The organism is Edaphobacter sp. (genome assembly GCF_035532915.1).
Lineage (GTDB): Bacteria > Acidobacteriota > Terriglobia > Terriglobales > Acidobacteriaceae > Edaphobacter.
Window position 1 is genome coordinate 1 of the sequence record NZ_DATKQC010000120.1, and the last position, 4,563, is coordinate 4,563.

The 4,563-nt window shown below is 57.7% G+C and carries 4 protein-coding genes and 1 pseudogene; 2 read left to right on the forward strand and 3 right to left on the reverse strand.

Going from position 1 to position 4,563, the window contains the following annotated elements; genetic code table 11:
• Positions 1–286 (forward strand): annotated as a pseudogene (locus tag VMU57_RS05985) (hypothetical protein); the annotation flags it as partial.
• Between the two features lie 38 nt (positions 287–324).
• Complete coding sequence (locus VMU57_RS05990) at positions 325–570, forward strand: hypothetical protein (protein WP_325381722.1); 246 nt, start codon at positions 325–327, stop codon at positions 568–570.
• Between the two features lie 70 nt (positions 571–640).
• Here VMU57_RS05990 and VMU57_RS05995 read toward each other — a convergent pair whose 3' ends face one another.
• From VMU57_RS05995 to VMU57_RS06005, 3 genes are all read right to left on the reverse strand, one after another.
• Complete coding sequence (locus VMU57_RS05995; protein ID WP_325381723.1) at positions 641–1,867, reverse strand: lactonase family protein; 1,227 nt, start codon at positions 1,865–1,867, stop codon at positions 641–643.
• A complete protein-coding gene (locus VMU57_RS06000) occupies positions 1,864–3,405 on the reverse strand; it encodes an FAD-binding oxidoreductase (RefSeq protein WP_325381724.1) in 1,542 nt (513 codons plus the stop codon). Before VMU57_RS06000 ends, VMU57_RS05995 begins: the two co-directional genes overlap by 4 nt.
• A 54-nt stretch (positions 3,406–3,459) precedes the next feature.
• Positions 3,460–4,563 (reverse strand): aminotransferase class V-fold PLP-dependent enzyme (locus tag VMU57_RS06005; RefSeq protein WP_325381725.1); only part of this gene is annotated, 1,104 nt, incomplete at its 5' end.

Consider the following 4,563-nt stretch of genomic DNA (forward strand, 5'->3'; position numbering starts at 1 on the left):
CTCGGTCGGAGCGCCGGCAGACGTGGCTGTGTTGAGCGAGGAACACGGGCAATTCGGCTACCTTGATATGGACAACACCAAGCTGATGGGCAACACACGGCTGATTGCCCAATTGACGATCCGTGCAGGAAGAGTGGTGTACGACCTGAACGGCATCTCGATGGATTTGTGGAATCAGGAGCATCCGTCGAGCAATCCTCAAATGGCCAACCACTGGACTTCGTTCCGTCCGCGTCCACCGCTCCCGGAACAGGTTGTTCCGAGGCGTCCGTTAGCGAAGCAGTAGGGAACACTCGCCGTAAAGAAATCACGCCCGAGGAGAGAATGCGCATTCCAACAAGAATCCTGAGACACGCGGTATGTTTCGGGCTGCTGTGGGGTGCGGTTACCTCCTTCGGCGCTGAACCCAAGCCGGTCACAGTGAGTTGGCCGACGCTGCAGACGCTGGACTTCAACGTGCCGCAGTCGCAGCAGAAAGCTCCCGTCCTCGCGCTGTCCGGCAAGCGGGTGAGCATTCCGGTTTCATCCCCGCGATTCGGGCGTATCGTAATGCGCTGGTGGATGGTCTGAACGCCGGATAAGAGGATTTGAAAGCCGATTGAGGAATTCGCAGGCAGACTATTCGAAGTGGTCAGGATTCTTAGACCAGAGCCATCGAACGGATATCTGGAATGGATGAGACACGGTAGGTTTTGCGCGGTGTTCCTGTATGTGGATCCAGCTCTACTGCAATCATTCCGCGTTCAGATGCTAACCAGAGCGTTGAACCTGTGGGGTGCATTGACGCGACATCACCGGCGGGAAGAGCGATTTCAGATATTCGCTGTAGCATTCCTTTTTGCGGATCAATCGTCCACGCCGTCAGCATGGCCTGACGTGTCCCACGAGTTTGCGCAGCGAAAACAATGTTCCTTTCGGAAGAAAAACAGATCGCTGTTGGCGCATCGTTCAGTGAAGCGTGACCGACCGGTATCAGTCTCATTTCAGGAGCTAAGCGGAAGGCTGTGAGCGCCGGACGTAAGACATGTGCAACAACAAAGAGTTCTCCATCCTGATGAATTGCAATCTTAGAGGGACCGCTTCCCGCGACGCATGGAATGCGAGCTGCGACCTTCATGTTGCCGGCGCCGAATTCTCCACAATCGGAAGCGAGGATGTCCAATCGTTCCGCGCCATAGTCAGCGGCGATAGCGATGCCTGTTCTCGGATGAAACAACACATGCGATGGATGAGCGCTGGCCTGTTCGGTTGGGTGCTCTCCTTGCCCGACCTGCTTCAGAATGACGGAAGGTGCCGATGGCAGCCCTGATTCGTCGATCTTCAGAACGTTATATGCGCCGCCGCCAAAGGCCGCAACGAGAAGGCTACGTCCATCGGGAGATATAGCCAACGATCGCGGCCGGGTTGCAGAGAGAGACAGAGGCTGCCGACCGACAAGTTCGAGCGTGCCGGTTGCTTGATCCAACCCGAAGGTTTCGACGGTACCCCGCGGCTGGTGCTGATAGAGGCTCACATCGTTCGCGACATAGAGCAGCGACCGGAAGGGATGCCGCACGATTGCGGAAGGCCGCTCTGAGGGCTGGGTGTACAGCACCCGGGTCTTTCCGCGTTGAATCTGCAACAGGTGCAGGGTTCCAGCGTCTGCGGTACCGAATGATCCAATGCAAAGCAGAAGCTCTTCGGCACCGCGTTCGACCGATGAACGAAGATGAAGCGGCGATAGCGCGAGGACCGCGCCGCCCAGACCCATGCCCGCAAGGAAGGTGCGCCGGTTCACACGCGAATCGATCGGAGCACACGATGTTTCAGAGTTCCCGATCAGAGAATCTTGGTGGTGCGCGGCTTCGTTCGCGGTGAAATCGTTCATTCCTGCACACTCATACTGGAGTGGAAGACATTGTTCGGATCATACTTCCGCTTGACCTGCTGAAGGAATGCGTACAGACCATCGCGCCCATAATACAGCTCGGGCCAGTAGGCATAGCGTAGCATGTCCGAATCCGGATAATTCATGTAGCAGCCCTCGTAGCGTTCGCCCCAAGGCGTTCCCTGATGATGCGGATCGACATGGCTGCCGGTGTAAAGGTCGGTGTAGAACTTATCCAGTTGCTCGAGATGCACCTGGTCGCCGGATGCGTCGGGCCAGTAGCACTGCCATTGCAGCTTCATAATGGAAGACCGCTGGGCTATGGCAGTCTGATGCGCGAGCCCCGGCCGGTTGATTGCGCCGCCGTAAGAATCGATGGAGATAACGGAGTTCTGCGCCGTAATCTGATCGGAGTTGTAGAACCGATAGATGGTGCTCGCCTCGGCCGGCGTGAAACTGCGCTTCATGTATGCGGACTTGTATTTTCCACGGGTCGGCGCGCCGGAGCCGCCTCCCCCGATGGTGACGTCGAGCGCGGGGCGCACCGCAATGTCGCGGACGTTATTCAGGCTCTCCTGACCTTTCTGGATATTTCTTCCGGCAATCGAGGGCCCGTGCCTTGAAACGAGGCTGCCGTGCGCCTGCAACAGCATAGGCTGGAAGGGCGCGAACCGGTTGAGGAACTCCTCCAGCACCGACAGATCTTTTGCCGTGCCGTCCGGCTGGCAGTACTGAATGTAGATACCGAAATGACCGCGCTTCGCGGGAGTAATATCCATCAGGGTGAAGAGGCCCCACGTGTCGCGGTCCTTGCCCCGTCCCTCCCAGTAATCTCCGTAGGAGGTAAGCACCTGGGTGAAGCGATCTTCCGTCATGGTCGCCCAGTCAAAGATAAGGTTGGCCTGAGCGACCTCGCGTGGAGCGGGCGGTAGCCTGTCAAAGCGGAAGCTAGTGATGATGCCGAAGTTGCCGCCTCCTGCGCCACGGCAGGCGCGGAAGAGATCGGGGTCGTGGTCTTTGTCTACGCGGCGCTCGATCACGTTGCCTTTGCCATCGACGGTGAGAATGTCGACGGCGGTGATCCAGTCGGAGGTGAGGCCGTAAAGACGAGAGAGGAAACCGTAGCCTCCGCCGGAGATATGACCTCCCGCCCCGACCATGAAGCAGCTTCCGGCCGGTAGCGTCAGGTCATAGCGTTTATAGAGTGCCAGATAGACATCCCCGAGCACTGCGCCGGGAGCGACGCGATAGGGTCCATTTTCACCGTCGCGGTCGACAGTGTTGTACAGCGACAAATCCAGCATTGCGCCGTGCGGATTGTTGCTGACGAAATCCTCATAGCAGTGGCCGCCGGAGCGCACCGTGGGGCGGAGTCCCGCTGCAACCACCTTGCGGAGCGCCTGCGCGATTTCTTTGGGTGAAGAACACAGCAGAATCCGGTCCGGAGCATCCGCATCCGAGGAAGGGAAACGCGCATTGTGTCCCCGCTTGAGCGTGTCGAATCGGGGATCGTTGCGATTTACAACAACTGTCATCATGCCTCCGGGGCAGCGTCGGCGAATCACCCCGCTGCCCGATCAATGAATAGAAGTTTAGGAGGCACTCGGAGCCGACTGCAAAATCTCTGAAAGACGGTTGGCGATAATCAACTCATCTCCGGACTGCATCTGCCAGGCCGTCACCTCTACGGCGGGGTTCTTCGATTTCTTTTCATCGTCGCCGTTGCCGCCCACGCGAATGGAGCGCGGCCGTGTTGCGGCCAGCTGCTGCATGACCTGTTTTGTGGTGAGAGAAATCTTGTCGGGGTCCCAGCTGATCTTGAGGCTGACCGTGTGATTCGCAATCTGCTTGGGATTGAAATCGTAGGAGGTTTTCACGCCGGGAATCTTTGTCACAACGTCAGAGATGCGCCCGAGCTGCGCGTAATACTGCTTCAGGATCGCGTCCTGATCGGAAGCGACGAAGAGTTCCAGCGCCTTGAGCATGCCGCAGATTTCCTCTTTGCCAACCTTGCAGGGACGACCGATGGTGTCTTCCTGCGGACTCATATTGAGAAGCGCGCAGCGAATCAATTCTTGTTTGCCCATGAGTAGTCCGGCGGCTTGGGGCCCGCGAATATCCTTGCCTCCGCTGAAGGTAACCAGGTCATAGCCCATCTCGGTGTACTTCCAAAGGCGCGAGATTGGGGGCGTATCGGCAGCGGCATCGTTGAACGCCGGCAGGTTGTGCTGGTGGGCGATCTGCACGAATTCATCCACCTTCACGTGACCCTTCTCATTGAACAGATTGGTAAAGTGAAGCGCCGCGGTGCGCGGATTGATGGCCGCGATGAGATCTTCGCGCGTCACGACTTCGACCAGTTTGACTCCCGTTTGCCGCACCTGATGGTCGAAGGGATAGCGATGGCTCTTCTGAATGATGACCTCGCTCTTCGGCATGCCGGTCAGGTCGGGAATCTGCTGGATGTATTGCGGATTGTCGCCAGTGAGAATCGCCGCATAACCGACGAGCAGCGCCGCAGCGGCTCCTGCCGTCACCAGGCCGGTGTAGCCTTCAGGCATCTTGCAAAGCTCAGCCATCTTTTTCCCGGCTGCAACTTCCAGATCGTTGATATTGACAAATTTTTCGTTGCCGAGACGCATCGCCTCGATCACTTCTGGATACATCAATGAGCCGCCGAGAATGGTGTATGTGCC